General features: G+C 22.5%; 4 protein-coding genes and 1 pseudogene. 3 read left to right on the forward strand and 2 right to left on the reverse strand.

Annotated elements, in window-relative coordinates:
- Positions 1 to 623: helix-turn-helix transcriptional regulator (locus ACERKK_RS11790; protein ID WP_373773275.1), on the reverse strand; the 623-nt coding region annotated here is incomplete at its 3' end.
- A gap of 125 nt (positions 624 to 748) precedes the next feature.
- Here ACERKK_RS11790 and ACERKK_RS11795 point away from each other — a divergent pair.
- From ACERKK_RS11795 to ACERKK_RS11805, 3 genes and pseudogenes are all read left to right on the forward strand, one after another.
- The gene (locus ACERKK_RS11795; RefSeq protein ID WP_373773276.1) at positions 749 to 1,630 is read left to right on the forward strand and encodes a nucleoside recognition protein; all 882 of its coding nucleotides are present in this window, start codon (positions 749 to 751) and stop codon (positions 1,628 to 1,630) included.
- A 45-nt stretch (positions 1,631 to 1,675) separates the two neighbouring features.
- The gene (locus ACERKK_RS11800) at positions 1,676 to 1,807 is read left to right on the forward strand and encodes a hypothetical protein (protein ID WP_373773277.1); all 132 of its coding nucleotides are present in this window, start codon (positions 1,676 to 1,678) and stop codon (positions 1,805 to 1,807) included.
- Positions 1,808 to 1,825: 18 nt separating this feature from the next.
- Positions 1,826 to 2,038, forward strand: a pseudogene (locus tag ACERKK_RS11805) (thioredoxin family protein); the annotation flags it as partial.
- Here the strand turns inward: ACERKK_RS11805 and ACERKK_RS11810 are convergent.
- The coding region (locus ACERKK_RS11810) for an ATP-binding protein (protein WP_373773278.1) at positions 2,031 to 4,036 on the reverse strand (2,006 nt) is incomplete at its 5' end. The pseudogene ACERKK_RS11805 and the gene ACERKK_RS11810 overlap by 8 nt on opposite strands.

Below are 4,036 nucleotides of genomic sequence, written 5' to 3' on the forward strand. Positions count from 1 at the left end.
CCATATTTTTTCTTAAAAACTCTTGTTATATATGATTCGTTATATCTAACATTTAAAGCAATATCTTCTAAAGTTATAGGATTTTTTATATTTTGTATTATGTATTGTTCTATATTGCTAAGAAGTTTATTTTCTTCTTCATTTATTACTTCAATACTATTTGACTTAGTATACTTTTCTAAAATTTCATCTACCAATATTGCTAATTGTTCACTTTTTATATTCTGTTTATTTAAAATTATATCTTCAAAAACACCTAGTAGTCTTTGATACAATACTTTATCATCTATAATATTTTCAACATCAATAAAACTATCACTTTTCCCAAAAATATTTGTTTGTTTATTTTTACAATATTTTGTATCTACATGTAAAGTATAATAATTTAAATTTTCTTTTATTGCACTTTTTGTAATATGTACTTGATTTGGATTAAAAACTACTATTTTATTTGCATGTAAATATAGTTTTTCTTGAGAATGAAATTGAATTTCTATTTCGCCTTCTTCAATTATACTAAGAGCAAATGTTTCGTGTGAATGTTTAGAATAGTTGTAAAAATAATCTTTACTGTGGTTTAGTTCTGCAAATAAATTGCCATTATTATCATATATTTTTTTCATTGTTTCACTTTGATTAATAATTTAGTATAACACATAATAAATAAAATTTTTAAATGTCAGTTTTTTACAAGACTATTTTATATTTATTGGTTAATATTACATAAAAATTATTATTGGAGTAATTAATGGACTATGAACAGACAATTAATTCATCACTTAAGAGCATTTGGATAATATTAAAATTAGTTATACCTATTTATATTATTGCTGATGTTCTATTTTATTATAATACTTTATCTTATATATCATTTTTAGTTGAACCAATTACAGGACTACTTGGATTACCTCCTGAAACTTCATTATCAATTATTAGTGGAATGTTTTTAAACGTTTATGGGGCAATCGCATTTGCAGCACCTCTTGATTTAACAATTCATCAATGGACAATTCTTGCTGTATTTATTGGTATTTGTCACTCTCTTGTAGTAGAAAGTGTAATAATGAAAAAAATAGGTTTATCAAATACTTACTCCTATACTCTAAGAATCACAGTTGGATTTATAGTTGCTTTTATAACAGCACTTATGCCAAGCCAATGGTTTAGTTCAACTATTGTAGAAAACTCTTTTAAAGTTCTTGAATATAGTTCTATTACTGATTTATTATATAATTCATTTTTAAACTCAATGATACTAAGTGTTAAGATTATTCTTTTAATTATTGTTCTTATTTTTATAATGGATTTTATTAAAAGCAGAAAATTTATTCAAGACTCTAAAAAAAATGTAAGTAAAGGATTTTCATTAACTGTTGGTATTTTTTTAGGTATTACTTATGGTGCTGGGATTTTAATCAAAGAAGTTGAAAGTGGAAGAATTAGTAAAGAAGATATCTTTTATATAGGAACATTTTTAATGATTTGTCATGCTATTATTGAAGATACTCTACTTTTCGTTATTTTTGGTGCTGACTTTACTATGGCAATAGTTATTAGAACAGTAAGTGCTATTATAATTTCTTATATATTATTATTGATTTACAGAAAAAATCAAGCTAAAAGAATCTAAACAGTTTCTTCACATAACTTTAGTAAAATTATAAAAAGGATTAAAATGAAAAAATTATTTATAATTTTGCTTTTAAGTATCTCTTCATTATTTGCCTTTGAACATTTAAATGCAGATAATTTTGATGAAAAAATTAGTAAAAAAAATGTAATTATAGATTTTTATGCAACATGGTGATATGCTTGTAAGACTTTAGGTAAAAGTTTAACAAAATATGATGCAAGCAAAAACCAAGATGTAACAATCTATAAAGTTGATATTGAAGACCAAGAAAAACTAGCTAATAGATTTAATATTAGAAGTATCCCTGCTTTAGTATATATTAAAGATGGAGTGATTATCTCAAAAGAAGTTGGTGTAAGAAGCCAAGAAGAGATAAAAAATAATGCTAATAAATATTTTAATTAATATTTATAGCATTATTGATTATGTCTTTTAATTCTTCATATTTTTTATTCATAACTTCAGGTTTTATATTTTTTAATTCAAACTCTTCTAATAAAATACAAGCATCATTTAAATAAACATTTAAACATGAATTTTTAATATAATGAGCTTTTTGCACTACTTTTTCAATCTCTTGATTTTTTATTAAATCTTCTAATTCATATAAATCTTTTTCAATACTTTTTTTAAAGTTCTCTATTAGCATAAATGAAATTTTTTCACTAACACCTAAATTAGTTTGTATTAATTTTGCATCTAATTTCGATTTAATAGAACTCTTTTTTTCTACTGTTTCTTGAAAATCATTTTCTTTTATTTCTTTAGTTAAATACTTTTGAAATAATGCATTTAATTCATTTACATTAATTGGTTTACTTATATATGCATTCATTCCTAAATTTAAGAACTTTTCTTTATCACCCTTTATTGCATTTGCGGTTAATGCAATAATTGGTACTTTTCTTTGATTGTTCTCTTTTTCAAATTTTCTAATTTTATTTAAACTAGAAATACCATCAAGAACAGGCATATTTATATCCATAAGAATTAAATCATATTTATTTTTCGTATAACTTTCAAAACATTTTAACCCATTTTCTTCAATATTAAAATCAACTTTCATATCTTTTAGAATATGTGATATTAGTTCTTGATTTGCAATATTATCTTCAGCAACTAAAACTTTTCCACTATAACTAGATGTTAATGTTTTATTATATTTTAGCTTTTGATTATTAGATTTACTTAGTAACTCTTGTAAACTATCATTTACATTTGAAGAGTAAAAAGGAAGAGAAATTGCAAATTCATTTTTATTTAACTCTATTTTCTTAATATCATTTTCATATCTAAATAGTATTAAAGTTGGTATTTCTTGATTTATTTCTCTATTCTTTTTAAGCTCATCAATATTTTCAAATGGGTAGATTAGTACATCTGGGTTTTTATTCTCTATTGTTCCAAAGATATTTAAATATTTTTCTATATGACTTATTAAATCATTAGAAGAGGATGTAATCTTGAATTTTAATTTTCCAGCATAATTATTTAAATCTTTTTTATCATCTTCACACTTCATAAATGTAGAGTCAAACCAAAGTTTTGTTCCTTTTCCAACAGAGCTTTCAATATTAATTTTAGAATTAAATGATTCTACTATATGATTACAAATACTTAAACCAAGTCCTGTACCTTGATACTCTCTTGTTGCTTTATGTTCAACTTGAATAAATGGTTGGAATATATTATCTATATTTTCAATAGGAATTCCTATTCCTGTATCAATTACTTCAAATCTTAATGTAATTTCATTTTCATTTTCATTTATAATATATATATTTAGTGATACTTTACCATGTTCAAAAGTAAATTTTATAGCATTACTTAATAAGTTTGTTAACACTTGTTTTAATCTTATTGAATCACTCATAATATTTGATGGAATATTATTGTCAATATTGAAAATTAACTGAATATGCTTTTCTCTTGCTTGATTTAAAAATAGTTCTATTACACTTTCACTTACTTTATTAATATTTGTTTCATCTAAATTAAGTTCAAAATTACCATTTTGAATCTTTGAAATATCTAAAATATCATTTATAATATTTAATAAAGAGTTTGAACTTGATTTTATAATCTCAGTATATTTTCTATTTTTTTCATTTTCTTGTTTTGTATTTGCTAAAATATCTGAAAAACCTATTATCGCGTTTAAAGGCGTTCTTATCTCATGACTAATATTTGCTAAGAAAATACTTTTTGCTTCATCAGCTTTTTTCGCTTTATCAAGAGCTACTCTTAAAAATTCAGTTCTATCATTTATTTTATTTTCTAAATTTTTATTAATTTCTTGTAATTCATTAGTTTTTAACTCAACTTTCTTTTCTAATTCAGTATTTAACTTATTTTGATTTTTTATAAGTAAACTTATTTTTGATGCCATTTTATTAAATGACC

The organism is Poseidonibacter sp., from assembly GCF_041821165.1.
In the GTDB taxonomy this organism is placed as follows: domain Bacteria; phylum Campylobacterota; class Campylobacteria; order Campylobacterales; family Arcobacteraceae; genus Poseidonibacter.

Bases quoted from the DNA above. Each gene is read 5' to 3' on its own strand.
- ACERKK_RS11795 (WP_373773276.1), top strand. From the start codon at position 749: ATGGACTATGAACAGACAATTAATTCATCACTTAAGAGCATTTGGATA.
- ACERKK_RS11800 (WP_373773277.1), top strand. From the start codon at position 1,676: ATGAAAAAATTATTTATAATTTTGCTTTTAAGTATCTCTTCATTATTT.